24 protein-coding genes are annotated in these 24,769 nt (G+C 68.7%); 13 read left to right on the top strand and 11 right to left on the bottom strand.

The features are described 5' to 3' along the window. Positions 1 to 5: 5 nt before the first annotated feature. Positions 6 to 473, bottom strand: coding sequence for a GNAT family N-acetyltransferase (locus tag G3I40_RS16800; RefSeq protein ID WP_164302960.1), 468 nt, complete (start codon positions 471 to 473; stop codon positions 6 to 8). Between the two features lie 95 nt (positions 474 to 568). Here G3I40_RS16800 and G3I40_RS16795 point away from each other — a divergent pair, with 95 nt between their 5' ends. Both G3I40_RS16795 and G3I40_RS16790 read left to right on the top strand, forming a co-directional pair. Continuing rightward, positions 569 to 1,036 (top strand): MerR family transcriptional regulator, encoded by a 468-nt coding sequence (locus G3I40_RS16795; RefSeq protein WP_164302977.1) that lies wholly within the window; start codon positions 569 to 571, stop codon positions 1,034 to 1,036. 107 nt (positions 1,037 to 1,143) lie between these two features. After that, a complete protein-coding gene (locus tag G3I40_RS16790; protein ID WP_239091778.1) occupies positions 1,144 to 2,085 on the top strand; it encodes an aldo/keto reductase in 942 nt (313 codons plus the stop codon). 138 nt (positions 2,086 to 2,223) lie between these two features. Here the strand turns inward: G3I40_RS16790 and G3I40_RS16785 are convergent, their stop codons facing one another. The 7 genes from G3I40_RS16785 to G3I40_RS16755 all read right to left on the bottom strand — a co-directional run bounded on the left by G3I40_RS16785 (position 2,224) and on the right by G3I40_RS16755 (position 10,027). Continuing rightward, complete coding sequence (locus G3I40_RS16785) at positions 2,224 to 3,453, bottom strand: acyltransferase (protein WP_164302958.1); 1,230 nt, start codon at positions 3,451 to 3,453, stop codon at positions 2,224 to 2,226. Further along, on the bottom strand, positions 3,450 to 4,580 hold the full coding sequence (locus tag G3I40_RS16780; protein WP_164302957.1) for an alpha/beta hydrolase: 1,131 nt from the start codon (positions 4,578 to 4,580) through the stop codon (positions 3,450 to 3,452). The genes G3I40_RS16785 and G3I40_RS16780 overlap by 4 nt, the downstream gene beginning before the upstream one ends. Positions 4,581 to 4,829: 249 nt before the next feature. Continuing rightward, positions 4,830 to 5,504 (bottom strand): response regulator transcription factor, encoded by a 675-nt coding sequence (locus tag G3I40_RS16775; RefSeq protein ID WP_164302956.1) that lies wholly within the window; start codon positions 5,502 to 5,504, stop codon positions 4,830 to 4,832. Positions 5,505 to 5,519: 15 nt separating this feature from the next. Continuing rightward, positions 5,520 to 6,911, bottom strand: coding sequence for a sensor histidine kinase (locus G3I40_RS16770; RefSeq protein WP_203644196.1), 1,392 nt, complete (start codon positions 6,909 to 6,911; stop codon positions 5,520 to 5,522). Between the two features lie 101 nt (positions 6,912 to 7,012). Beyond that, complete coding sequence (locus G3I40_RS16765; RefSeq protein WP_164302955.1) at positions 7,013 to 7,891, bottom strand: DUF4429 domain-containing protein; 879 nt, start codon at positions 7,889 to 7,891, stop codon at positions 7,013 to 7,015. A 76-nt stretch (positions 7,892 to 7,967) separates the two neighbouring features. Next, positions 7,968 to 9,179 carry an alpha/beta hydrolase gene (locus tag G3I40_RS16760; RefSeq protein ID WP_164302954.1) on the bottom strand — a complete coding sequence of 404 codons (1,212 nt, stop codon included), beginning with the start codon at positions 9,177 to 9,179 and terminating at the stop codon, positions 7,968 to 7,970. Between the two features lie 206 nt (positions 9,180 to 9,385). Further along, positions 9,386 to 10,027, bottom strand: coding sequence for a TetR family transcriptional regulator (locus G3I40_RS16755; protein ID WP_164302953.1), 642 nt, complete (start codon positions 10,025 to 10,027; stop codon positions 9,386 to 9,388). Positions 10,028 to 10,137: 110 nt separating this feature from the next. Here G3I40_RS16755 and G3I40_RS16750 point away from each other — a divergent pair, with 110 nt between their 5' ends. The 3 genes from G3I40_RS16750 to G3I40_RS16740 all read left to right on the top strand — a co-directional run bounded on the left by G3I40_RS16750 (position 10,138) and on the right by G3I40_RS16740 (position 12,791). Further along, positions 10,138 to 11,748, top strand: a complete 1,611-nt coding sequence (locus G3I40_RS16750) for an MFS transporter (RefSeq protein ID WP_164302952.1) — start codon at positions 10,138 to 10,140, stop codon at positions 11,746 to 11,748. Between the two features lie 265 nt (positions 11,749 to 12,013). Next, positions 12,014 to 12,370, top strand: coding sequence for a peptidase inhibitor family I36 protein (locus G3I40_RS16745; protein WP_239091776.1), 357 nt, complete (start codon positions 12,014 to 12,016; stop codon positions 12,368 to 12,370). A 109-nt stretch (positions 12,371 to 12,479) separates the two neighbouring features. After that, positions 12,480 to 12,791 carry a small hydrophobic protein gene (locus tag G3I40_RS16740; protein WP_164302950.1) on the top strand — a complete coding sequence of 104 codons (312 nt, stop codon included), beginning with the start codon at positions 12,480 to 12,482 and terminating at the stop codon, positions 12,789 to 12,791. Positions 12,792 to 12,880: 89 nt separating this feature from the next. On the opposite strand, the gene G3I40_RS16735 is transcribed toward G3I40_RS16740, so the two are convergent. Further along, complete coding sequence (locus G3I40_RS16735; protein WP_239091775.1) at positions 12,881 to 13,864, bottom strand: potassium channel family protein; 984 nt, start codon at positions 13,862 to 13,864, stop codon at positions 12,881 to 12,883. A gap of 84 nt (positions 13,865 to 13,948) precedes the next feature. Further along, on the bottom strand, positions 13,949 to 16,696 hold the full coding sequence (gene aceE / locus G3I40_RS16730; protein ID WP_164302949.1) for a pyruvate dehydrogenase (acetyl-transferring), homodimeric type: 2,748 nt from the start codon (positions 16,694 to 16,696) through the stop codon (positions 13,949 to 13,951). Positions 16,697 to 17,148: 452 nt separating this feature from the next. On the opposite strand from aceE, the gene G3I40_RS16725 reads away from it, so the two are divergent. From G3I40_RS16725 to G3I40_RS16700, 6 genes are all read left to right on the top strand, one after another. After that, entirely contained in the window at positions 17,149 to 17,580 is a 432-nt protein-coding gene (locus G3I40_RS16725) for a DUF3052 domain-containing protein (protein ID WP_164302948.1), read from the top strand. 211 nt (positions 17,581 to 17,791) lie between these two features. Then, positions 17,792 to 18,250, top strand: coding sequence for a peroxiredoxin (locus tag G3I40_RS16720; protein WP_164302947.1), 459 nt, complete (start codon positions 17,792 to 17,794; stop codon positions 18,248 to 18,250). Positions 18,251 to 18,426: 176 nt separating this feature from the next. Then, a complete protein-coding gene (locus tag G3I40_RS16715) occupies positions 18,427 to 19,002 on the top strand; it encodes a TerD family protein (protein ID WP_164302946.1) in 576 nt (191 codons plus the stop codon). A 107-nt stretch (positions 19,003 to 19,109) separates the two neighbouring features. Further along, complete coding sequence (locus G3I40_RS16710; RefSeq protein ID WP_164302945.1) at positions 19,110 to 19,685, top strand: TerD family protein; 576 nt, start codon at positions 19,110 to 19,112, stop codon at positions 19,683 to 19,685. An 81-nt stretch (positions 19,686 to 19,766) separates the two neighbouring features. Further along, positions 19,767 to 20,912 (top strand): DUF475 domain-containing protein, encoded by a 1,146-nt coding sequence (locus G3I40_RS16705; RefSeq protein WP_164302944.1) that lies wholly within the window; start codon positions 19,767 to 19,769, stop codon positions 20,910 to 20,912. A 147-nt stretch (positions 20,913 to 21,059) separates the two neighbouring features. Then, positions 21,060 to 21,809, top strand: a complete 750-nt coding sequence (locus G3I40_RS16700) for a Tellurium resistance (RefSeq protein ID WP_164302943.1) — start codon at positions 21,060 to 21,062, stop codon at positions 21,807 to 21,809. Here the strand turns inward: G3I40_RS16700 and G3I40_RS16695 are convergent. After that, positions 21,796 to 22,599, bottom strand: coding sequence for a TerD family protein (locus G3I40_RS16695; RefSeq protein ID WP_164302942.1), 804 nt, complete (start codon positions 22,597 to 22,599; stop codon positions 21,796 to 21,798). The two genes, G3I40_RS16700 and G3I40_RS16695, sit on opposite strands and share 14 nt — an antisense overlap. Before the next feature lie 198 nt (positions 22,600 to 22,797). On the opposite strand from G3I40_RS16695, the gene G3I40_RS16690 reads away from it, so the two are divergent. Both G3I40_RS16690 and G3I40_RS16685 read left to right on the top strand, forming a co-directional pair. Continuing rightward, positions 22,798 to 23,961 (top strand): HpcH/HpaI aldolase/citrate lyase family protein, encoded by a 1,164-nt coding sequence (locus tag G3I40_RS16690; protein ID WP_164302941.1) that lies wholly within the window; start codon positions 22,798 to 22,800, stop codon positions 23,959 to 23,961. A gap of 59 nt (positions 23,962 to 24,020) precedes the next feature. Beyond that, positions 24,021 to 24,769, top strand: a 749-nt coding sequence (locus G3I40_RS16685; RefSeq protein WP_203644194.1) for a phosphoribosyltransferase domain-containing protein, incomplete at its 3' end; no start/stop codon positions are given.

Genomic DNA, 24,769 nt, shown 5'->3' with positions numbered 1-24,769 from the left:
CGAGCCTAGAGCGTCAGCCTCATGGCGGGCGCGGGGGTGCGGGCGAACCCGAGGGAGCTGTAGAGCGGCTCGCCCTGCGCCGTCGCGTGCAGGTCGATCCGGCGCACGCCGCGCTCTCGGTACCAGTCCAGGAGCGCCTCCACGCAGGCACGCGAGAATCCCTGACGGCGGTGGACCGCGTCGGTGCACACGTTGAAGATGTGGCCGGATGTACCGGACGGATTGCCGGGGCTGCCCAGACCCTGGTGGATCGCCCCCGTCGCGCAGGCCGCGAGATGGCCGCCGCCCGAGGGCGCGTCGACAACGAAAGCCGTCAACTCGCCGTCCGGATCGGCGAGATGGGTGCGCAGGGCCTCGGTCGCGGCCGGTTGCCAGCTCACATCGGCACTGGGGCTCATCGCATCGAGCATGATCTTGCGCAGGCGGACGAGTTCCTCGGCGTCCCCGGGGATCGCGCGGCGTACGGAAGGCATGATCCAGACGGTAACGGCGGCGCCATGCTGTTGTCGCCGGGAAAATCCCGTGACTGCTTGCTTGGAGTGCACTCCAAGGTTCTAGCGTGGAGACCATGACGGTGATGGAGACCACGCCCGCACCCACCCGGACCAAGGTGGACAGCTGCGCCTCGGCGCCGAGCGCCCATCCACGCCCGGACGGTCAGGACCGGTACACGATCAGCGAGGTGGTCGCCTACACCGGACTGACCGCGCACACGCTGCGCTGGTACGAGCGGATCGGCCTGATGCCCGACGTCGACCGCTCGCACACCGGTCAACGCCGCTACAGCAATCGCGACCTCGACTGGCTCGCCTTCGTCGGCAAGCTGCGGCTCACCGGCATGCCGGTCGCCCACATGGTCCGCTACGCCGAACTCGTACGACTGGGCGAGGAGACCTTCGAGGAGCGTCAGGAACTCCTGGAGTCGACCCGCCGCGACGTCCTGAACCGCATGGCCGAACTCCAGGACACTCTGGCTGTGCTCGACCACAAGATCAATTTCTATGCGGGCGCCCAGCAGGCGTCAGAGAGGGTCTGAAGTTCATGACCAGCACGGAACGGACGCCGCAGGCGGGCGAACAGCGCATCTCCACTGTTGAGTTGGGAAGCAACGGGCCCGTGGTGGGCATTCAGGGACTCGGCTGCATGGGCATGAGCTTCGCCTACGGTCCGACGGACGCCGACGAGGCGCGGGCCACCCTGGAGCGAGCCCTGGAACTCGGCGTCACCCTGTACGACACCGCCGACGCCTACGGTTCCGGTGAGAACGAGAAGTTCCTTGCTCCTTTCGTCAAGGCACATCGTGACGAGGTCGTCCTCGCGACCAAGTTCGCCCTCGGGATCGACCCGAGCGACCCGACGAAGCGCACCATCAACAACGACCCCGCTTACATCCGGACCTGCATCGACGCCAGCCTCCAGCGCCTGGACGTCGACTCGATCGACCTGTACTACATGCACCGCAGGGACCCGAAGGTGCCCATCGAGGAAACGGTCGGCGTGATGGCCGAACTCGTCGCCGCCGGCAAGGTCAAACACCTCGGGCTGAGCGAGGTCACCGCCGACGAACTCCGCGCCGCCCAGGCCGTCCACCCGATCGCAGCCGTCCAGTCCGAGTGGTCACTGTTCAGCCGCGACATCGAACAGTCGGTGGTGCCGACCGCCGCGGAACTCGGTGTGGCGCTCGTCCCCTACTCGCCGCTCGGCCGCGGCTTCCTCACCGGTGCCTTCGTCAGTGCCGACAAGGAGCTGTCCGCCAACGACTTCCGGCGTCAGCAGCCCCGGTTCACCGGAGACAACGCCGCCGTGAACGCGGCCCTCCTCGCGCCGGTCCGCCAGATCGCCGAGGCGCACGGTGCCACGCCGGGGCAGGTCGCCCTGGCCTGGGTGCAGCGACAGGCGCAGACCTTCGGCCTGCCCGTCGTCGCGATCCCCGGTACGCGCAAGCGCAGTCGTGTAGAGGAGAACACCGCGGCGACGCACATCGCCCTCACCGACGAGGAGTTGGCGCTGCTCGAGCCCATCGCCTCCCAGGTGTCCGGTGACCGCTACGCCGACATGACCTTCACCTCGGCGGGCCGCGAATAGTCGCAGGACCGGCGTCCGGCGGCCGACCGCCGTCGGGCGCCGGACGCTCGACGCAGTACCGGGCGGGCCCCGCGCCCCGACCGTGGGAAGGGCGAGAAGCACCGGCCACGATCCGCAGACGGCGGCCGGTCCGGGCCCTCATGCCAGCCCCAGTGCGAACACCGTGAACCCGGCAGCGAACAGTGCCGCCAGTGCCCGGATCCCTCGGCTCGCCCGGCCCCACGGCGACTCGAAGCCCCGTGCGTAGCGGCCTATCAGGCCGAGCAGCACCGCGAACACTGGCAGCCACGCGAGGCGGCCCGCTATCCACGCCAGTGTGTCCGGCCCTGCGGTCAGGCCCGGTATCGCCCCGGCGAAGGAAGCGGGGACCGCCGCCGCGAGCATGGCCGTCTGGTGCCAGCACAGGATCGTCATCGCCGACAGGTTGATCACCACGACCGGCGCCCACAGCGCGGGACGGCGCAACAGACGGCCGATGCGCTCGCGAAGCAGGATCGCCGCGCCGCTCTGCGCCGCCGCCAGGGCGAGGACCAGGAGCGACGGAGGATGGGAGTTCGTCCTGGCCTCGCCCGGCACCCCGACCATCGATGCGGGGTAGTGGAAGGCGAGCAGTAGCGCCGCGAACAGGGCGGTTCCCCCGGCGAGAAGGACCCATGCGCCACGCCTGCCGAGCCTCTTCTGGGCCCAGCAGACGCCCAGTTGGTAGGCGAACATCCAACCCGGCAGCAGGTTCAGCAGGCTCAGCCAGGACGGCATGTCCGTAGCGAAGGGGCCGTACCGAAGAAAGTCGACGGTGGCGACCACGGCGAGGAGTGGCGCCGCCGCCCAGGCGCCGAGCCTGCGGGCGGCCCGAATGCAGAAGGGCGTGAACGCGGTGATCACCGTGTAGACACCGACGAACCAGAGCGGCTGTATCACCAGCGTGGCGCCGGTGCGCAACGTCGCCCCCGGTACCCCGAGCGCGTACAGCACCGGGATCATCGCCGCCCAGACCGCGGTCACCCCCAGAACAGGACGGCCGAGTCGGGCCAGCCGGCCCCGCAGCCAATGGACCGTGGACGTGCCGCGCTCCTGCGCCCGGCGGTACGACAGCGCTGACGCGTATCCACCCACCAGGAAGAAGACGCCGAGCATCTGCAACACCCAGCTCAGCGGTGCGAAGAAGCCGAAGGCGGACAGCGGACTCGCGTTGTGCAGGGCACCTTGAGTGTCCAGGGTGAAGCCTCCGAGAAGCCAGTGACCGGTCGGAACGGCGAGCAGTGCCAGGGCGCGCAGCCCGTCCACCGCCCGGTCGCGGTGGGCCGGGGTCTTCGCATCGATCGCGGAGACGGCAGAGGCGGCCGAGGCCCGCAGGGTGGTAAGGGTCATCGGGTCGCTCCGGTGGCGATGTCGGTGAAGGCACGCAGCGAGTCCGTACCGGGCGCGAAGTAACCTGTGTGCCCTTCGGCGCGCTCGGCCGGCACCCGGCGGGCCCCGAAGGACGGGACGGTGGGATCGGCGCCGTGTCCCAGACCGAGCAGCTCGACATGGGGAACCTTGGCGATCCAGTCGCTGTCGTCCCGCGCCGCCCACACCCGGGCCGAGGTGTGCAACGCGGACACGTCGTCCACGCGCAGTCCGGGGGAGGCGACCATCACCAGGTCCGACGCGGGCAGTTCGGGTGCGGCGATCCCGCACACCACCGACCCGTAGCTGTGACAGAAGACGGACGGCCTCGGCGTTCCCGCGGCGGTGAGGCCCTGCACGAAGCGGGCCAGACGCGGCGCTCCCGCCTCGGCGAGCCGTCCCGTGGCGGCATCCGGACCGAGGCCGACCGGAGTGGTGTATCCGACCCACGACACCACGGCCGTGCGCTCCTTGGCCGCCGTGTACAGAGACTTCGCCATTCCGGCCGGAGTCCCGTACACGTCCTTGGCGCGGTCGAACGAACCCAGGTCGATGTCGGAACCGGGAACGATCACGGATACATGCCGGGCGGTCGCCAAATCCCCGTAGACCTCGGCGATTTGGCCACGGCCACGGGGATCGAACGCGAGTATCCGGCGATCGGTGGCGAGGAGTTCGGCGTAGCGTCCGGCGAGGGCGCGTGCCGTTGCCCGCGCCTGCGACGGCAGCGTCGTGTCCTGTGCGGTCGACCGGGCCCGCGACTCCTCGGCACGCAACGACCGCTTGTTCGCCTCGTAGCGCAGGGCGAGCGGTGCGCCGTCCAGATTGCCGACGACCGAAGGATGCCGGTCGGCCAGCCGGTGCTGCTCCGCGTCACTCAACCCGCGGAAGAACGCGGCCATCTGTGCCGGATCCGTCGTCGCCGGATCCGGCAACGGGGTCCTCAGGGTGTCGTCCGCCCGCCAGGACGCGGTGCCCGGTGGCGGGCCGGTGAGCGGGCGCTGCTCATGGCCCGAAGCCCAGCCCGCGGTGCCGGCGACGATCGTCGTCGTGAGCGCGGCGACGATCAAGGTGCGGTGTCCGCGTCGTTTCCAAGAACCCAGGCCCATCGCCTGTCTCCCCTCCACCCGTTGGCATGACGAGGGGAAGGTAGAAAGCCGGCCTGCGCCGGCACGTCACACTGCGGAGCCAACTTGCGGCTGATACCGAGGTATCGGCACCTCATTCCGCAGTAGGGGGCGGCGTGGCCGCACAGCGCTGAACTCGCAAGGAGCGCTGATACCTGGGTAGTTGGACAGGCGCGGACGAGCGTGGCGCGTCGAGTGGGCCGGGAGGAAGCAGTACTCGGGTATCAGGCGCTACTGCCCGCCGGGCGTGACGAGCCCGGACTCGTACGCGAAGATCACTGCCTGGGCCCGGTCGCGCAGCCCCACCTTCGCGAGCACCCGGCCGATATGGGTCTTCACGGTCTGTTCGGCGAGGACCAGCTTCTGGGCGATCTCCTGGTTGGACAGGCCGCGCGCGATGAGCTCCAGAACCTCCAGCTCGCGTGGCGTCAGGCTCTTGAGCTGCGGGGAACGGTCCTTGCGCGTGGGCCGGGTCCGGGCGAACTCCTCGATGAAGCGCTTGGTGACGGTCGGTGCGAGCAATGCCTCGCCGGCTGCCACGACACGTACCGCGGCGATCAGATCGGTGGGCGGTGCGTCCTTGAGCAGAAAGCCCGACGCCCCCGCGCGCAGCGCGGCATACACATAGTCGTCCACGTCGAACGTCGTGAGCATCAGTACCTTGGGGCGGTGCACCACACCCGGTGGTGGGTCGAGCAGTTCGCGCGTCGCCGCGAGACCGTCCATCTCGGGCATGCGCACGTCCATGAGGACCACGTCGGGGTGCGTGGACCGACTGATGTCGACTCCCTGCCTGCCGTCCGCGGCCTCGCCCACGACGTCGATGTCACTCTGCGCGGCCAGCAGTGCGGCGAATCCCGCCCGCACCATGCTCTGGTCGTCGACGATGATCACGCGGATGGTCATGCGTCCTGAAATCCTTTACGCCGTGGGGGAGTCGGGCACGGCCAGGGGAAGCCGGGCAGCGACACGGAAACCTCCGTCGGGAAGCGGCCCCACGTCCAGCGTGCCGCCGACCAACCGTACGCGCTCGCGCATCCCTATCAGTCCGTGCCCGGTGCCGGTCGACTCGAGAGGGGAAACAGGTTCACGGGGCGGCCCGTTGACCACGATCACCAGCAGCGCGTCGTCGTCCAGGTCGACCGAGATGTGCGCCTGCGCGCCGGGGGCGTGTCGCACCACGTTCGCCAGCGCCTCCTGCACGATGCGGAACGCGGACAGGTCCACCGCGGGCGGCACGTCGGCCAGTTCACCGACGAGCGCCAGCTCCAGGAATGACACGTCCACCGGCACCTGCCCTCTGACGGTCGACTCCACCAACTGCCGCAGATGGGCGAGGCCGGGCTGCGGCGCGAGATCGCCCTGGGCGTCCTCGCTGCGCAGCACGGCCAGGAGGCGCCGCATCTCGGTCAGCGATTCCCGTGCGCCGGCCGCGATGGACGCGAACTCCTCGCGTGTCTCACCGGTCAGACCCTGCAGCCGGTACGGCGCGGAGTCCGCCTGCACGGTGATCACCGACATGTGATGGGCCACCACGTCATGCAACTCCCGGGCGATCCTCGCCCGCTCCTCCAGCAGGGTGCGGCGGGTCCGCTCGGCGTCGCTGATCGTCTCCTGCTCGACGAGTCTGCGCTGGGTCTCGCCGCGTTCGCGCAGGAGGGTGCCCAACAGCAGGACTCCGCCGCTCAGAACGATGAGCAGCACGCTCGTGTCCTGGCTCGTCCGGTCACGAAAGAAGCCGAGTGCGATGCTCACGACGACGGTGACCAGCCAGACGCCGAGCAGAGCGCGGCGGCTCTCCCGCAGCGACAGGGCGATGCACAGCACCACGTAGCCCACGACGACCATGGGAGTGAAGGGCGAAGGATAGTGCGCGTCCCCGTGGAAGATCGGGAGCGTGCCCAACACGACCGCGGTGATCGTGAGACACCAGGCGGCCAGCGGGCGGCTGACCGCGAGAAGCAGGGGGGCGGACTGAGCGACACCGACGGCACCTGCGAGGCCGCTGTCGACGCCGTAGTCGCCGGACAGCACCTGCGTCGTGACCGGGATGAGCACGGCGATGAAACCCAGCGCGATCAGATAGGGAAGCACGCGCATCCACCGCTGGGGAGCCTGGGCGAACAGCGGCTCCGACCGGTCGCCGCCAAAAGCGCCGACAAGTGCCGTACCGGCCGAGGCCAGCCTGCCCCTGTCGCCCGCGCCTCGCAGGCGGCGGCCGAGCGCACCGGGCACGGGCGGGAGCCCCGCTCGCCCGGAGTCGTCGTCCGGTGGGCGGGGTGGCTGATCAGGAGAGGGCGGCGCAGTGCTCATGGCCAGATCAGCGTAGGCAATGAGCCGGGCCCATGACGTCATACCGAGGTGCTCAACCGCACCTCATACCCAGGTATCACCGGTCCCGGTCCAGCCGGCGTTCACAGCTCGGCGAGCAGCTCGGCCTTCTTCGTCGTGAACTCGGTGTCGGTGACCAGGCCCGCCTGGTGCAGTTCGCCGAGGTGGCGGATGCGCTCGGCGATGTCCGCCGGGTCACGACGCCCGGACGACACGGCCTCGGCGTGCAGCGCAGCGGTCGACGCGGGCGCGGAACCCGAGGACCGGACGGCGGCGAGCACGGAGGCGGCGAACGGCAGCGACTCGTGCACGGGCCCGTAGCCGAGTCCGAAGACGACCGCCGCCGGGTCCTGGTCGGCCTGTCCTGGCTGCTCACCGGCGCCGTCACGGTGCAGGAGACGCAGATGCCCCTCGAACAGTTCGGGCGAACGCCACTCCACGCCGCTCAGGTCGGCGACCGGGAACGTCTGGTCCCCGGCCTTCCACTTCGCGGACGAGGCGCCCGTCCAGAACCAGCGGAAGGACACGGATGTGCCGTCGAAGGACGCCTTGCCGTCGTACGCCTTGAACTGATGCGGAGCCTCGGGAGGCGCCACCAGGTAGCCGTCCGGCCAGATGTCCTCGTCGGCGACGAGCTTGCCGCGCAACTCGTCCGCGTAGTACTCGGCAAGCGTCTCCCGCTCGGCGGGCAGCACCAGGCGGTAGGGGTCGCAGCTCTCCTTGAGCTGCCCCGACGCGGCATCCATCAGCGGATCGGCGCCCGGTCTCGGCACGGCGTGCAGCACTACGGTCCCGCGTTTGCCAGGAGTCAGAGTCACCGCCGCGATCGCTTCCAGAGGGATGCGGCGTTCGCCGAGCGCCTGAAGGAGCTTCGGCGTACGGATCCCCCGTTCGAAGCGGATGAGCACGGAGTCGGACTCGAACTCCCAGGCGGCGTGAAATCCGGCCAGTACATCACCCATGCGGCTCATCGTATGCGGCACGCGCTCCCCCGTCGCCTGTTGCGTAAGACCGCTGTCTGGCCGTTTTCTACGCGCGTCAGGCGGAGGCACCACCGGAAAAACCCTCCCGACAGTCCTGATCCGCGTGCGCACATCGCACCGACTGGTACGAGCCAGTCCCGATCTCGGCGAAGTTGCTGAGGCTCTCGGTGCCCGGTTCGAAGTAACCGGTGTGGCCCTTGGCGTCCGCTGCGGAGACGACGCGCGCGCCGAAGCCCGAGGAGACCGGGTCCGCGCCGTGCCCGAGGCCGCCCACTTCCATGTAGGGAACGTCCTGGATCCAGTCGTCCTTGTCGCGGGCGGCCCACACGCGCGCGTGGGTGTGCAGGTCGGACGCGCTCTCCGCGCGCATGCCCGGGCTGCCCGCCACGGCGATGTCACTGACCCGTGAGGGGAGGGCGTGGGCTGCCACACCGCACACCACGGATCCGTAACTGTGGCAGTACAGGGCGACGGGGGAACGACCGGGCAGTCCCCGCAGCATGGCGTTCAGGCGGACCGCGCCGTCGTCGGCGCGCATGGCCGTGGCGGCGTCCACGCCGAGGCCGCTCGGAGCCGTGTAGTCGGCCCAAGCGATGACCGCGGTGCGCGTGCGGGGGCTCGCCGCGTGCTCTGCGGCGTACAGCGAACGGGCCATGCCCACGGGAGCCGAGTACTTGCGGAACGTGCGCTGGAAGGTCAGTACGTTCGTGTCGACGCCGGGCACCACGACGGAGACGCGCTGCGCCTTGTCGAGGTTGCCGAAGACCTCGGCCACCCTGCCGTTGCCCAGGGGGTCGAAGGCGAGGATCTTCCGGTCGGGACCGCTCAGGAGCGCGAAGCGCTTCATGCGTTGCTTCGCGTCGTCGTGTCCGACCGCGGACAGCCGGTTGTCGTGGATGCGTTTGGCCTCGACCTGGCGGGCCTGGTCGAGCGCGAGCCGGTTCGCTCGATAACGCAGTTCGATCGGCGCGCCGTTCATGTTGCCGACCGCGAGCGGATAGCGGGCGGTGAGCCGGCTCTGCTCGTGTGGGGTCAGCGACGCGAAGAAGTGCGCGAGGCGGGTGGGGGAGCCGTCGGGCGCGGGCAGAGCATGTCCGTGCAGGCTGCCGTGTTCCCATGCGGTGAGCGCGGATTGAACCGGCGAGGTGACGCTCCGGTGCTGACGCACCGCGGTCCAGCCTGTGGTCGCCAGCATGACGAACACGACGGCCAGCGCGAGCAGTGCGCGCCAGACGTTGAGTTGGGGGGATGAGTCGAAGGAAGTCACTGCGGAACACCCTAGGAGAAGCGCATGACGCTCCGTGCAACGGGTGAGGTAGATCACCGTTTCCGGGGGGTATTTAGGTAAAAACGGGCGTACTTGCTGCCATTCCCTCACGCTACGTAGCGATGGATGCGCCCCACGCGCGCGGTGGTGCGACAGCGGTCACGTTGCCCACCTCACGTCACTCACCCTCGATCACCTCACGTCACTCACCCTCGATCGTGGCGCCAGTGCTCGCCCAGGGACGGCTCGAGATGGTCAAGGTGCGACTCGGTGAGCGCGCGGATGGACTCGACGCTCGCGTCTTCGCCCGCGCCCCACAGGCGCCCTGTCATCCGCATGACGCCGCTGAACGCGGCCACGGCGACGCGCGGCCGCGGGTCGACGTCCACGTCCAGCCCCTCGCGCTCGGCGATCACGCGCGCGATCTCCTCCTCCAGCTCGGTGGAGCGGCGAAGGTGCGCGGCGAGCAGGGTCGGTGTCGACTCGATCAACTGGTAGGTGCGCATGTGGAGTTCGACCGGGATGACCTCCTCCACCGACCGGCTCAGCGCCTCCCAGGTGCCCAGAACCGTGTGGCGCAGCGCCTCGAAAGGGCTTTCCCGCAGCGGGCGTTCGCGCAGGGCGGCGACGAAGCGGGACTCGACCATCTCCTGTACGGCGAAGGCAGCCTCCTCCTTGTTCGCGAAGTACCGGAAGAACGTGCGCTGGGAGACCTCGCAGGCCTCGGCGATCTCGTCGACCGTGGTCCGGTCGAACCCCTGGGACGTGAAGAGCTCAAGTGCGGAGCGCAACAAGGAGTTCCGTGTGCGCTGCTTCTTGAGTTCACGCAGGTTCAACCGGGTCGCCATGGTCCTCTTTCTGGCTGTATGTACACACCACCGTACTGTGAGCGATCTGACAGTTACCGACTTGTGAAATGCTTTGTCAACTGTCAGGGACTGTCACTAGCCTCGAACACATGACTAGTCAGACCACTGTCGACAAGGCGGACCGGGCTCCGGAGCCCGGTCCCGCCCCGGCACCGGCCAAGGGGCTGCGCGGCCACCCCTGGCTGACGCTCTTCTCCGTCGCGATCGGCGTGATGATGGTCGCCCTGGACGGCACCATCGTCGCCATCGCCAACCCGGCCATTCAGAAGGACCTCGGCGCGAGCTTCGCCGACGTCCAGTGGATCACCAACGGCTACTTCCTCGCCCTCGCGGTCGCGCTCATCACCGCGGGCAAGCTCGGCGACCGCTTCGGGCACCGACAGACCTTCCTCATCGGCGTGGTCGGTTTCGCCGCGGCCTCAGGGGCCATCGGCCTGTCCGACAGCATCACGTTCGTCATCACGTTCCGTGTGTTCCAAGGCCTGTTCGGCGCGCTGCTCATGCCCGCCGCGCTCGGCCTGCTGCGCGCCACCTTCCCCGCCGAGAAGCTGAACATGGCGATCGGCATCTGGGGCATGGTGATCGGCGCCTCGACCGCGGGCGGCCCGATCCTCGGCGGTGTGCTCGTCGAGCACATCAGCTGGCAGTCCGTCTTCTTCATCAACGTTCCCGTGGGCGTCATCGCCCTCGTCTTCGGCCTCTTCATCCTTCTCGACCACCGCGCCGAGAAGGCTCCGCGATCCTTCGACATCCTCGGCATCGTGCTGCTGTCCGGCGCGATGTTCTGCCTGGTGTGGGCGCTCATCAAGGCGCCGGCCTGGGGCTGGGGCGACGGCCTGACCTGGGCGTTCATAGCCGCTTCGGTGCTGTGCTTCGCCTTGTTCGCGCTCTGGGAGACGCGCGTGGCGGAGCCGCTCATCCCGCTCGCCCTGTTCCGCTCCGTGCCGTTGTCGGCGGGCGTGGTGCTGATGGTGCTCATGGCTATCGCGTTCATGGGCGGCCTGTTCTTCGTCACGTTCTATCTGCAGAACGTGCACGGCATGAGCCCGATCGACAGCGGCCTGCACCTGCTGCCGCTCACCGGCATGATGATCGTCGCCTCGCCGCTCGCGGGCGCGATGATCACGAAGGTCGGCCCCCGCATCCCGCTCGCGGGCGGCATGGCGTGCACGGCTATCGCGATGTACGGAATGTCCACACTGGAAGCGGGCACCGGCAGCGGCATCATGTCCGTCTGGTTCGCCCTGCTCGGTCTCGGCCTCGCCCCCGTGATGGTCGGTGCCACCGAAGTCATCGTGGGCAACGCGCCGATGGAGCTCTCGGGCGTGGCCGGTGGGCTCCAGCAGGCCGCCATGCAGATCGGTGGCAGCCTCGGTACCGCCGTCCTCGGCGCCGTGATGGCTTCGAAGGTCGACAACGACCTCGCCGGCAATTGGGCTGACGCCAAGCTTCCGCCGCTCACTCCCGGTCAGATGGACCAGGCGTCGGAGGCTGTACAGGTAGGCGTCGGTCCGGTCCCGCCCGGGACCCCGGCCGGCATCGCCGCGAAGATCTCCGACGTCGCGCACGACACCTTCATCTCCGGCATGAGCCTCGCCTGCCTGGTGGCCGCCGGTGTGGCGGTCGTCGCCGTCTTCGTCGCCTTCCTGACCAAGCGGGGCGACAACGCGGAGGCCGCAGCGGGTGCCGCGCACATCTGACACGGGACGGAGCATGCGCACACTGCACGCCCCCGTTCGCGGACGTCGACGCACCTTTCCTTAGTCGCGAACAGGCGCTGAAACCGCCCTTGTGAGGGAAGCCCCCGGGGAACTATCCGGGGGCTTTCGCTTATCCGGGTGACGTCCCTCGGCGACCCTTCCCGGAATCAGATCCTCCGGGCCAAAGTGTCAGGCAAGTGATCAGTCGCGACAGCAACTGGTCGACACGACACGGGGGTTGCATCACATGCGCACATCCATGCCCATGACCATCGCCGCAGCCGCACTCGCCGCGGTGGCACTCACACCAGGCCTGGCCACCGCGGCAGCGCCACCGACACTCGGCGACTGCGCGGCGGGGGAGCTGTGTCTCTGGGGCAAGACCGGGTTCAAGGGACCCCGGCACACCTATGAATTGGCCGGGACCGATATCGAGAGCTGCGTCGCGCTGCCGGAGGGGAGCAGCGCGGCGTCCGTCGCCAATCGCACCGGCCGGCCCGTCACCACCTACCAGTCCGCGGAGTGTGCGGAGACCGGGGAGTTCCAGACGTACCCCGGCAGTGGTACGTGGGAGCCCGAATCGCCCTACCGGGTCCGGGCGTTCAAGATCTGGGAGAGATAAGGGAGAGGGGGGTGCGCCGCGCGCGATAGACAGCCGTGGACGGGGTACTCGCTTCATCGCCCGAGCCGGACGAACGATCCCGAGGAGTTCCGGACGAACTCGAGGAGTGATGATGGCGGGCTTCGGAAACACCACGCGCAAACACCCCCGCTCACGTGACCGCATGCGGCCACGGACCAGGCCGGACCGCGCGTCGCTCGGAATCATCGGGCTCATCTGCGCGATCGCCGGGTTCTTCGTCCTTCAGATCGTGCTGGGTCCGGTTGCGCTCGTGTGCGGCTGGCTGGCCATGGGACGCCGCTGGACCGGTACGAAGTCCATGCCGGCTCTCGTCGCGGTCGTCCTCGGAGCGATCGACACCCTGCTCGCGATCGTCTGGCTGGCCTCATCGGCCGGCCCGGCAGGGGGCGGACTGCTCTGAGGCGAGCGCGGAAGCCGCGTGAGCACGGGGTGAGCACGATCGGCTGAGTGCGCGTCCGACGGCACCGGCTGCGCCGACCATCCGAGCGGTCAACTCCACATGGCCCCGGGCGACTTCCCGGGGCCATCACTGGGGACCCCCGCGCTGGACTGCGGTACGTCTGTTTTGGCGGCGGTGGCGGCAGTAGCCGCAGCGGGGCAGGCGGCCGTTTCCGATGAGCCCGTGGCGGTCGCCTTCGGTGAGCCCGTGATCGACGGCCTCGGCCCGGGCGAGTCCTGATCGGGTGAACCGGACCCAGGGACCACCGCCGCCCCCGGGACCAGCGTCACAGGAACGTTCGGCGGTGCGGGCTGCCCCGAAAGCACTGCCACCTGCGCTCGCAGCGCCCTCACCTCGTGCGCGAGCGCCTCGATCGCCTCCATCTGGCGTCGCTCCTGCGCGTCGTCCTTCTCGAACCGGGAGATGAACCATGCCGCGATATTGGCGGTGACCACACCGAGCAGCGCGATGCCGGACAGCATCAGACCCACCGCGATCACCCGGCCCATGCCCGTCGTGGGTGCGTGGTCGCCGTAGCCGACCGTCGTCATCGTGGTGAACGACCACCACACGGCGTCGCCCAACGTCTTGATGTTGCCCTCTGGCGACTCGCGCTCCACGGAGAGCACCGCCAGCGAACCGAACATCAACAGGCCCACCACGGCGCCGCCCACATACGTGGTCAGCCTTATCTGCTCGGCCATCCGGGCCCGGCGGCCCACCAGCATCAGAGTCGACACCACACGCAGCAGCCGCAAGGGCTGTGCCAGAGGGAGCACCACGGCAAGGAGGTCGAGGGGGTGCGAACGCACGAAATGCCGACGGTCCGGGGAAAGGACCAGGCGGACGACGTAGTCGAGGGCGAACGCGCCCCACACCACCCACTCCGCGATCGAGCACGCCTCGTTCACCGCGCGCGAGGCGTCCGGCCGCACGATAGGGACGGCGTAGGCGACGGCGAAGACCAGCGCGAAGGCGAGCAGCGGTCGCTGCGTGCGCTGTTCCCAACGGACCTGTGCCGGTTGCTCCTTCATGCGCGCATCGTAGGAAATGCCGGAGGGCAGCGGGACCCTTGGCCCCGCCGCCCTCGCGGTGGCGGACTGTCGCTCGGCGGGCTGTTACGCGTCGCCCCCGGCCGCGCCCGGGTCCGCGGCGGTGACGTCGAGCAGTTGGTAGCGGTCGATCGCCTGCTTCAGGACCGACCGGTCGACCTTGCCCTCTCGCGCCAGTTCCGTCAGGACGCCGACCACGATCGACTGTGCGTCGATGTGGAAGAAGCGGCGCGCGGCGCCCCGGGTGTCGGCGAAGCCGAACCCGTCGGCTCCGAGCGACTGGTAGGTGCCGGGCACCCAGCGGGAGATCTGGTCGGGTACGGACCGCATCCAGTCGGAGACCGCGATGAACGGCCCCTGCGCGCCGGACAGCTTCTGCGTGACGTAGGGCGTGCGCTGCTCCTCTTCGGGGTGCAGCAGATTGTGGCGCTCTACCTCCACTGCCTCGCGGCGCAGTTCGTTCCACGAGGTCGCGGACCACACGTCGGCGCGTACGTTCCACTCCTGCGCGAGGATCTGCTGGGCCTCCAGGGCCCAGGGGACACCGACGCCGGAGGCCATGATCTGCGCGGGGATCGTGCCCGAGGTCCCGGTGCTGATGCGGTGGATTCCCTTGAGGATGCCCTCGACGTCGACGTCGGCCGGCTCCGCGGGGTGCTGGATCGGCTCGTTGTAGACGGTGAGGTAGTAGAAGACGTTCTCACCGGGCTGGCCGTCGGCCGTCGGGCCGTACATCCGGCGCAGACCGTCCTTGACGATGTACGCGATCTCGTAGGCGTACGCCGGGTCGTAGGCGACGCAGCCGGGGTTGGTCGAGGCCAGCAGCTGCGAGTGGCCGTCGGCGTGCTGGAGGCCCTCGCCGGTCAGTGTCGTGCGGCCGGCGGTCGCGCCGAGGACGAAGCCGCGTGCCAGTTGATCGGCCATCTGCCAGAACTGGTCGCCGGTGCGCTGGAAACCGAACATCGAGTAGAAGACGTAGACCGGGATCAGCGGTTCGCCGTGCGTCGCGTAGGCCGAGCCGGCGGCGATCAGCGAGGCGGTGCAGCCCGCCTCCGAGATCCCGTCGTGCAGCATCTGACCGGTTGGCGACTCCTTGTAGGCGAGCAGGAGTTCACGGTCGACGGACTCGTACTGCTGGCCGAGCGGGTTGTAGATCTTCGCGCTCGGGAAGAAGGAGTCCATGCCGAAGGTGCGGTACTCGTCGGGCGCGATCAGCACGAAGCGCTTGCCGATCTCCTTGTCCCGCATGAGGTCCTTCAGGAGCCGGACGAAGGCCATGGTGGTGGCGATCGACTGCTGGCCGGAGCCCTTCTTCACACTCGCATAGGCCTTGTCGTCCGGCAGCTGCAGCGGCTTCGCGCGCACGACGCGGGTCGGGACGTACCCGCCGAGCGCGTTGCGGCGGTCGTGCATGTACTGGATCTCTTCGGAGTCGCGGCCGGGGTGGTAGTACGGCGGGGCGCCGCCCTCCAGCTGCGCGTCGGTGATCGGGATGTGCAGCCGGTCGCGGAAGCCCTTGAGGTCGTCGACCGTCAGCTTCTTCATCTGGTGCGTGGCGTTGCGGCCCTCGAAGTTCGGGCCGAGCGTCCAGCCCTTGACCGTCTGCGCCAGGATGACCGTCGGCTGGCCCTTGTGCTCCTTGGCCGCCGTGAACGCCGCGAAGATCTTCTTGTGGTCGTGACCGCCGCGGCCCAGGTGCAGGATCTGGTCGTCGGACATGTTCTCGACCATGGCCCGCAGCCGATGGTCGTCGCCGAAGAAGTGGTCGCGGATGTACGAGCCGGGCTCGGTGGCGTAGGTCTGGAACTGGCCGTCGGGCGTGGTGTTCAGCTTGTTGACCAGGACGCCGTCGCGGTCCTGCGCGAGCAGCGGGTCCCAGCTGCGGTCCCAGACGAGCTTGATGACGTTCCAGCCGGCGCCGCGGAACTGGGACTCCAGCTCCTGGATGATCTTGCCGTTGCCGCGCACCGGGCCGTCGAGGCGCTGCAGGTTGCAGTTGACGACGAAGGTGAGGTTGTCGAGGCCCTCGCGGGCCGCGATGGAGAGCTGGCCGAGGGACTCGGGCTCGTCCATCTCGCCGTCGCCGAGGAAGGCCCACACCTGCGACTTGGAGGTCTCCGCGATGCCGCGGGCCTCCATGTAGCGGTTCATCCGGGCCTGGAAGATCGCACCGAGCGGGCCGAGGCCCATGGAGACGGTGGGGAACTCCCAGAAGTCCGGCATCAGACGCGGATGCGGGTACGAGGAAAGCCCGTTGGGGGCCTTCGACTTCTCCTGGCGGAAGGCGTCGAGCTGGTTCTCGGTGAGCCGGTCCAGGAGGTACGCGCGGGCGTAGATGCCCGGCGAGGCGTGGCCCTGGAAGAAGATCTGGTCGCCGCCGTCGCCCTCGTCCTTGCCGCGGAAGAAGTGGTTGAAGCCCACGTCGTACAGCGACGCCGAAGAGGCGAACGTGGCGATGTGGCCGCCGACGCCGATGCCGGGGCGCTGCGCGCGGGACACCATCACCGCGGCGTTCCACCGCGTCGCGTTGAGGACCTTGCGCTCGATCTCCTCGTTGCCGGGGAAGAACGGCTCGTCCTTGGTGGCGATCGTGTTGATGTAGTCCGTGCTGCGCATCTCGGGCACGGCCACGCGCTTCTCGCGGGCCCGCTCGATCAGTCGGAGCATCAGGTAGCGGGCCCGCTCGCGGCCGCGTTCGTCGACTGCGGCATCAAGGGAGTCGAGCCACTCCTGGGTCTCTTCGGGATCGAAGTCCGGGACCTGGCTGGGGAGACCGCCAATGATGATCGGGTTGCGATCGGATCCGGAAGCCACGCTGTTCCTTCACTGTCGGTGATGCAACTGTTCCACTGTCGGGTACGCCGTTGCCCATCGTGTACCTCGGAATCGGAATCGTCATCTCTACCGAGAGGTAATCCGGAGACATCCGGAGGTCGGGGCGTGGCTCGAGAGCGGTTACGACTAAATCGCAACGATACGCCCATCTCGCTCAGGTGTTCCTTGAGTACTCCTCGGGGCTGGTCGACCCCGGTTACCCTCTGTGCAGGAGCAGGGCGGGCAAACCCGGCAGATCGCTGTGGCGTACATCACCGGCCTGCGGGAATCCTTGACAGGAGTTGTGGTGGCACGGCCTGGAACGTCACCGTTTCGGCGGTCTCGACGGCCGGGTACTTGCGCGATCCGTCGCGCACGTGTGGACTACGGCCAACGCTTCGCGCGTGCGCGATGCTGCAGACAACTTCGTAAACATGATCAGGAGGCAATCCGTGAGCGCGACCGCGGACCACGCGGAGTCGAACCTTGCCGTCAGGCTCGGTTTCCAGCCCGAAATGGTGGTCCAGGAGATCGGCTACGACGAAGACGTCGATCAGGAGCTCCGTGAGGTCATTGAGGCCGCCATCGGCAGCGAACTCGTCGACGAGGACTATGACGACGTGGCTGATGCCGTGGTGCTCTGGTTCCGTGAGGACGACGGGGACCTGACTGATGCGCTGGTGGATACCACCACGTACATCGAAGACGGCGGTTACATCCTGCTTCTGACGCCGAAGACCGGGCGTGACGGGTACGTCGAGCCGAGCGAGATCGGCGAGGCCGCCACCACCGCCGGGCTCTCGCAGACCAAGGGCGTCAGCGTGGGCAAGGACTGGACCGGGAGCAGGTTGGTGACGCCGAAGACAGCTGCCAAGAAGCGGTAGCCGTCCCGACGGCGGGAATATCCCTACGCAAGGCCCCTGGGGCGCGCTGCTGCGTGCTCCAGGGGCCTCACGCGTCTCGGGGGCCCTGGCCCGGCGGGCGACCGCCCACCGCGGCGTGGAGCCGTCCGAGGCGTCGGGCCGTCCGAGCCGGCGCAAAGCGGGGGAACTAGGCTGAGTCACCCGAACAGCCCCATCGAAGGGAAGCTTCACCATGGCGATCGAGGTCGGCACCAAGGCTCCGGAGTTCGAGCTCAAGAATCAGCACGGCGAGACCGTGAAGCTCTCGGACTTCCGCGGCGAGAAGAACGTGGTGCTGCTCTTCTACCCGTTCGCTTTCACCGGGGTGTGCACCGGCGAGCTGTGCGCGCTGCGCGACGAGCTGCCGAAGTTCGTCAACGACGACGTGCAGCTGCTCGCCGTCTCGAACGACTCGCCGTTCACGCAGCGCGTCTTCGCCGAGCAGGAGGGCCTTGAGTACCCGCTGCTGAGCGACTTCTGGCCGCACGGCGAGACCTCGCGCGCGTACGGCGTCTTCGACGAGGAGAAGGGCTGCGCGGTGCGCGGCACCTTCATCATCGACAAGGAGGGCGTCGTGCGCTGGACCGTCGTCAACGGTCTGCCCGACGCCCGCGACCTGAACGAGTACGTCAAGGCGATCGACGCTCTGTAGGCACGCCCTGTCAGCACTCTCTCAGTACCCCGTCCGCACGCCGGCGAGCACTCCTCGGGGACGACACCCTGTAGGAAGCCTCGCCGAGGACGGGAACCCCTCACTAGGATCCAAACGTTGATCCGATGCCAGACGTACTACGGGGCTCCCCGCCCCCAAGACCATAGGGAGGACTCGTGGGAGTCAGCCTCAGCAAGGGCGGCAACGTATCGCTGAGCAAGGAGGCCCCTGGCCTCACGGCGGTCGTCGTGGGCCTGGGTTGGGACGTTCGCACCACCACCGGTACGGACTTCGACCTCGATGCCAGCGCCATTTTGACCAACGCCGAGGGCAAGGTCCGCAACGACCAGGACTTCGTGTTCTTCAACAACCTGAAGAGCGCGGACGGCTCGGTCGAGCACACCGGTGACAACACCACCGGTGAGGGCGAGGGCGACGACGAGCAGGTCAAGGTCAATCTCGCGACGGTTCCGGCCGACGTGGACAAGATCGTGTTCCCGGTCTCGATCTACGACGCCGAGAACCGCCAGCAGTCCTTCGGCCAGGTGCGCAACGCGTTCATTCGCGTCGTGAACCAGACCGGCGGCACCGAGATCGCCCGCTACGACCTCTCCGAGGACGCCTCCACCGAGACCGCCATGGTCTTCGGTGAGCTGTACCGCAACGGGGCGGAGTGGAAGTTCCGCGCCGTCGGCCAGGGCTACGCGTCGGGTCTGCGCGGCATCGCGCAGGACTTCGGCGTCAACGTCTGAGCCGAATCGCACCACCACGCTCATCCGTCCGGCGCCGCACTCGTCCAGTGCGGCGCCGGACGCGCTCGACAACAGCAACGCATTACCACCCGGGGAGGACCAGGACCATGGGCGTCACGCTCGCCAAGGGAGGCAATGTCTCCCTCTCCAAGGCCGCACCGAACCTCACGCAGATCCTCGTCGGGCTCGGCTGGGACGCACGTTCCACCACCGGCGCCGACTTCGACCTGGATGCCAGTGCGCTGCTGTGCAGCGGCGGCCGGGTGATGGGCGACGAGTGGTTCGTCTTCTACAACCAGCTCAAGAGCCCCGACGGCTCGGTCGAGCACACGGGGGACAACCTCACGGGTGAGGGCGAGGGAGACGACGAGTCGCTCCTGATCGACCTCGCCAAGGTGCCGGCCACCTGCGACAAGATCATTTTCCCTGTCTCCATCCACGACGCGGACAACCGGGGACAGACCTTCGGCCAGGTCAGCAACGCGTTCATCCGTGTCGTGAACCAGGCCGACGGCCAGGAGCTCGCGCGCTACGACCTCTCCGAGGACGCCTCCACCGAGACCGCGATGATCTTCGGGGAGGTGTACCGCTACGGAGGCGAGTGGAAGTTCCGCGCTGTGGGGCAGGGGTACGCGTCGGGTCTGCGCGGGATCGCTCTAGACTTCGGAGTCAACGTTTCATAAAGCGTTGCTAAAGCCGTGCACGGAGCGGGGGAGCCCCGTACAACCAGCACGGGGAAACCCGTACACACGATGGGGTAGCCAGTGGTTCTGAAAACCTTCGGCTGGTCGTTCGCGATCACCGTGCTCGGTTTGATTGCAGCGGTGTTCTATGACGGATGGACCGCGCTCGGGCTCGTCGCGATCCTGGCCATCATGGAGATCTCGCTGTCCTTCGACAACGCGGTGGTCAACGCCGGAATCCTGAAGAAGATGAATGCCTTCTGGCAGAAGATCTTCCTCACGGTCGGTGTGCTGATCGCCGTGTTCGGCATGCGTCTGGTCTTCCCCGTCGTCATCGTCGCCATCAGCGCCAAGATGGGGCCGGTCGAGGCGGTCGACCTCGCGTTCAACCAGCCGGACCGCTACCAGCAGCTGGTCACGGACGCGCACCCGTCCATCGCCGCCTTCGGTGGCATGTTCCTGTTGATGATCTTCCTCGACTTCATCTTCGAGGACCGCGACATCAAGTGGCTCGGCTGGCTGGAGCGTCCGCTCGCCAAGCTCGGCAAGGTCGACATGCTGTCGGTCTGCATCGCGCTGGTCGTGCTGCTGGTCTCCTCCATGACGCTCGCCGTCCACGCGCACCAGCACGGCGGCGTGCACGCGGACAAGCAGTCCACCGTGCTCATCTCCGGGGTCGCGGGTCTCATCACGTACCTCGTCGTCGGCGGTCTCTCCGGATTCTTCGAGAACCGGCTCGAGGAAGAGGAGGAGCGCGAGCACGAGGAGGAGGAGAAGGCCGCCCGGGAGGGCAAGTCCAAGTCGGCCGTCGTCCTGGCCGGCAAGGCCGCCTTCTTCATGTTCCTCTACCTCGAGGTCCTGGACGCGTCGTTCTCCTTCGACGGAGTGATCGGCGCCTTCGCCATCAGCAACGACATCGTGGTGATGGCGCTCGGCCTCGGCATCGGCGCCATGTACGTCCGGTCGCTCACGGTCTACCTGGTGCGCCAGGGCACCCTCGACGACTACGTGTACCTGGAGCACGGCGCGCACTACGCGATCGGCGCGCTCGCCGTGATCCTCCTCGTCACCATCCAGTACCAGATCAACGAGATCATCACGGGCCTCGTCGGCGTCGTCCTGATCGCCTGGTCGTTCTGGTCGTCGGTGCGGCGCAACAAGGCGCTCGCGGCCGCGGAGGGAAATTCCGGTAGCCCGGACAAGTCCGAGGTGTCGTCCGGGGTCTGACCCGAACCCGGCGCCCGGTGTTTGACCGGGGGCCCCAGCCTGGAACCCTGTGAACGGGGCGGTCGTACGAGGACGAGTCCTCCCGCGACCGCCCCGTCGGCACGAGTGGACTGAACGAACGGTTCCGGTACGGCATTTGGGGGCGGTATGTCCTTCTGGGACAAGCTAGCGCGCGGCGGGCGCTCCGCGCAGTTCGAGTTCGATTCGGGCAGCGCGGCGACCAACGCCATCGAACTCACCAAGCGACATCCGGTCGTCTCGCTGTCCAAACAGGGCGCGGCCACCGGGAACCTGCGGGTCAACCTGTCCTGGCGGATGCGGACCTCGGACCTCGGCGGGTTCGAGAAGAACAGCCTGTTGCGTCATCCGTTCAGCATGTTCAAACCGGACGTCGTGCAGGCGCACACCCAGTCCATGGTCAACGTCGACCTGGACCTCGGCTGCCTGTACGAGATGAAGGACGGCGAGAAGGGGGTCGTCCAGCCGCTCGGCAGCTTCTTCGGCTCGCTCAACTCGCCGCCGTACGTGAAGCTCAGCGGCGACGACCGGTTCGGTTCGGCGTCCGGCGAGACCATGTACGTCAACCTCGACCACCGCGAGTCCATCAAGCGCCTGCTCGTCTTCGTCTACATCTACGACCAGACACCGGCCTTCGACCGTACGCACGCGAACGTGACGCTGTACCCGAGCAACGGTCCCCGGATCGAGATCAGCCTGGACGAGCGCGCACCGCAGGCCCGCTCCTGCGCCGTCGTCTCCATCGAGAACGTCAAGGGCGATCTGGTGGTGCGGCGCGAGGTGAAGTTCGTGTACGGGTTCCAGGCGGAGCTCGACCGGCTGTACGGCTGGGGTCTGCAGTGGGGCCGGGGCTACAAGTCCAAGGTCAGCGACCGATGAACTGCGGTCCCTGCGGCGGCAGCCGGAACGTGGGGTCGGGGTACACCGTCGCCGCCACCGGCTGCGGATAGCCGTACGCGGGCTGGGACGGCGGGGCCGGCTGGGCCGCGGGCTGCGGCGGGTAGCCGTACGACGGCGGCGGGTAGCCGTACGACGGCGGCTGCTGAGGAGGCAGCGGGAACGACGGCGCCGGTGCGGAGGCAGGGGCAGGGGCCGGGGCAGGGGCCGGGGCGGGCTCCGCCGCCGCTGATTCGTCGACCGAGATGCCGAAGTCCGTGGCGAGGCCGACCAGACCGTTCGAGTAGCCCTCGCCGACCGCGCGCAGCCGCCAGCCGTCGCCGCGCCGGTACAGCTCGCCGCAGATCAACGCGGTCTCGGCGCCGGTCTCCGGCTTGACGTCGAAGTGCGCGAGCGGTTCGGCGCCGTCGTCGGCGGCGTCGTACACGAACATCTGCAGCACCGGTACGTTGCGGAACTCGATGTTGTCCGCGGACGCCACGAGCAGGACGCGGGTGATGTCGGCCTCGACGCCCGTCAGGTCCGTCTGCACGGTGTCCGTCATGCCCTCGGCCACGCGCTTCTGGCCGAGCCGCCAGACCTTCCCCGAGGGGTGGCGCGGCTGGTTGTAGAAGACGAAGTCCTCGTCGGAGCGGACCCGTCCGTCGGCCGTCAGCAGCAGCGCCGACGCGTCGACGGCCGGCACGCCCTGCCCCGGGGTCCAGCGGAGCACGGCGCGCACCGCCGTGGCGTCGAGCGGGACGTTCGCCCCCTTGAGCATCGCGTGCGTCATGCGGTCATCCTGCCTTCCCGCCACGGGCCCGGACAACGCGGGGTGCCGGGATCGGCATGGGGTCGCGGGCCCGGAACACACCGCCCGACATGCATGGGTTACCAGAATTTCATTGCAGCCGGGAACTCTTGACACAGGTTTGTACGTACTATTACCGGCCACATCACATCGGGCAGGCCAGCAGTGCGGGGGAGTTTTATGCGTCATTTCGGGCACATCGCCCCTGAGGTGCGGGAGCGCCTGTTCCACGAGGAGCCGAGCGCCTTCACCGCGGACTCGGGCGCCCGCATGCTCGCGGCCGCCCTGGGGGCGACCCTCTACAGCCCCGCGACCCGGCCGCACCTCGCGGACGACGTGCTCAAGCAGGCCGGGCGCGGCGTCGTGTCCATGGTGCTGTGCCTGGAGGACTCCATCGACGACGCCGAGGTGAGCGGCGCCGAGGACAACCTGGTCCGCCAGTTCACCGACCTCGCCGCCCGCGAGGTCGAGCCGCCCCTGCTCTTCGTCCGCGTGCGGGTGCCCGAGCAGATCACGGACCTCGTCCGCCGCCTCGGTCCTGCTGCCCGGCTGCTGTCCGGTTTCGTGCTGCCGAAGTTCACGGAGGAGCGGGGCGTCCCGTTCCTGGAGGCGCTCACCGCCGCCGAGGCCGCCGCCGGACGCCGGCTCTTCGCCATGCCGGTCCTGGAGTCGCCCGAGCTGCTCCACCTGGACACGCGCGCCGAGACCCTCGACGGGATCTCCCGCACCGTCGACAAGTACCGGGACCGCGTTCTCGCCCTGCGGCTCGGCGTCACCGACTTCTGCTCCGCGTACGGGCTGCGCAGGCCGCCGGACATGACGGCGTACGACGTGCAGATCGTGGCCTCCGTCATCGGCGACGTAGTCAACCTCCTCGGCAGGGCCGACGGCACCGGCTTCACGGTGACCGGGCCGGTCTGGGAGTACTTCCGCCATCAGGAGCGGATGTTCAAGCCGCAGCTGCGCCGCAGCCCCTTCCTCGAAGAGGGCGCCGAGCCGCTGCGCGAGGCACTCATCCAGCACGACATGGACGGACTGCTGCGCGAGATCGAGCTGGACCGGGCCAACGGCCTGCTCGGCAAGACCTGCATCCACCCCTCGCACGTGCTGCCCGTGCACGCGCTGTCCGTCGTCAGTCACGAGGAGTACAGCGACGCCCGGGACATCCTGCGGCCCGAGCGCGGCGGCGGCGGAGTCCTGCGGTCCGCGTACACGAACAAGATGAACGAAGTGAAGCCGCACCGCGCCTGGGCGGAGCGCACGCTGCAGCGCGCGGAGGCGTTCGGGGTGGCCCGTGAGGACGTCGGCTTCGTGGAGCTGCTGGCCGCCGGACTGCCCGGATGACCGGCACGGCCGGGGCGGGGGACACGACGATCGAGGCAAGGGACACAGAGAGCACAGTGCTGCACACAGCGAACACCGTCTGGTCGGGCACCTGGGTCGCCGAGCGGCTCGGGGTCGAGCTGACCGGTGACCGCGAGCTGACCGGGCTCCTCGGACTCGCGCTGCGGCGCAACCCCAAGCGCGCGCATCTGCTCGTGTCGAACGTGCTGGGCAAGCACGTCCCCCAGCGCCCGTCGGTGGTCTGGCACGCCGGCAAAGAACTGGGCGTACGCGTACGGGAGTTGCTCGGCGACGAGGCGGCGGAGCAGGCCGTCGTGCTCGGGTACGCCGAGACCGCGACGGGCCTCGGGCACTCGGTCGCCGACGGCCTCGCCCTCGCGCCCTACCTGCACTCCACGCGCCGCCCCGTCGCGGGCGTGGCCCGCGCGGGCGGCTTCGAGGAGTCCCACTCGCACGCCACCTCCCACCTGCTGCTGCCCGAGGACCCGCGACTGCTCGCCGGTGACGGACCGCTGGTCCTGGTCGACGACGAGTTCTCCACGGGCAACACGGTCCTGAACACCGTCCGCGCCCTGCACGAGCTGCACGCCCGCCACCACTACGTCATCGTCGCGCTCGTCGACATGCGCTCGCCCGGCGACCAGGGCCGCCTGGAGGACTTCGCGCGCGAGATCGGCGCCCGGGTCGACCTGGTGGTCACCGCACGCGGCACGGTGCGGCTGCCGGACGGCGTCCTGGAGAAGGGGCAGGCGCTGGTCGCCGCCCACGCACAGGGCGCCGTGCCCGCGCCGCGCGCCGAGCGCGGCGA

This window comes from Streptomyces sp. SID14478, from assembly GCF_010548525.1.
Taxonomy (GTDB): Bacteria; Actinomycetota; Actinomycetes; order Streptomycetales; family Streptomycetaceae; genus Streptomyces.
The sequence above is the reverse complement of the archived record's forward strand: the minus strand, read 5'-3'. Positions and strand labels throughout refer to the sequence as shown.